Source organism: Methanoregula sp. (assembly GCF_002835825.1).
Lineage (GTDB): Archaea > Halobacteriota > Methanomicrobia > Methanomicrobiales > Methanospirillaceae > Methanoregula.
The window spans coordinates 1-1,138 of sequence record NZ_PIZH01000675.1 but is presented as its reverse complement, the minus strand read 5'-3'; the positions used below and the strand labels follow the sequence as shown (position 1 = coordinate 1,138).

General features: G+C 54.0%; 1 protein-coding gene and 1 pseudogene. Both read right to left on the bottom strand.

What is annotated here, in order from left to right; genetic code table 11:
• A pseudogene (locus tag CW742_RS14350) lies at window positions 1-335 on the bottom strand (histidine kinase); the annotation flags it as partial.
• A gap of 267 nt (window positions 336-602) precedes the next feature.
• Window positions 603-785: a CxxC-x17-CxxC domain-containing protein gene (locus tag CW742_RS14345; RefSeq protein ID WP_292421549.1), complete on the bottom strand. Its 183-nt coding sequence runs from the start codon at window positions 783-785 to the stop codon at window positions 603-605.
• Between the last annotated feature and the right edge of the window lie 353 nt (window positions 786-1,138).

The window sequence follows — 1,138 nt, the reverse complement described above, 5'->3', positions numbered from 1 at the left end:
CCGATCCTGTCCCGTGTCCGCTCAAGATCCATCCGGGCCGGGTCCCGCCCGGCGTCCTCGTACTCCGCCATGAATACTGAAAACCCTTCGGTGAGCTTCTCGTTCTGGCTGTCATCGAAAAGGCGGAACCCGGCGTCGATGATCTCGATGGTGCGGACGATGTTACTCTCCGTCTGGGCCTGCAACGCTGCTGCATTCTCCTCGTACCGCTGCTTTGCCTGCAGGTAATCGACAGCCGTGATGCCCGTGGCGATGACGACGATGAGGATGATCATCGATACGAGCAGGTAGTGCGAGAACGGCCTTCGCGGACTGCGTACCGTATCCGTATCCATCCTTTTCGATCCCTCACCCCTGCGTGCATTCCTGTCCCATGTAATATGATGGCGTCGCTTCACACCACGAAAGCGCGACCGTTCCGGGAGGACATCTTACCAAAACCGCAGATACATCCTGTATTCACTGGTAATATTTATACGATCCTATAAACGTCTGCGTCCCTTTCACTTGGCAGGTCCGTGTGAACATTCCGGGGTACAGGGCGGATGGCTGGTTGAAAACGAGATGAAACGCAATCGCAAAAAAAAAGGAAATGATTGAAATTAGAACCGGGGTTTCCGGTGCTTCGGGAGGCAGTCACGGCAGTAAACCGGCCTGCCCTCGGTCGGCTTGAACGGAACTTCGCATTCTTTTCCGCAGTCTGAACAGGTGCACTTTGTCATTTCACGCGGGCCGCCGAAGTTTCTGGGACCTCTGCTGCCACCAAAATTATTTGATCCGAACATGGTTTTTTCTCATACAGTCTTTGGGATAACTGTGTTACAATAGTTGCTCTCAGAGTATAATAAGCAGTGTGTTGGTGCAGGATCGCTTGCCGGGTTCCTGCTTTAATGGATGAGTGTACTCTCCTGCTCTGTCCCGCCATAATTTTTTAGGCCCGGGATGACCGTGCAGGGATCCCCCGGATCCAGTCATAGCGATGCGACTGAAGATGCCTCGCGCGCGATAAAAAAGCGCGTTTGCCGGTCAGCTGTTCCGGATCTCGTTGTAGAGGATGACAAGCGAGAGGCTGATGAGGTTGAGGGTTGTCGCGGTATACCACAGAACGATTCCGGTGCGATCGAGCAGGGTGATCCAC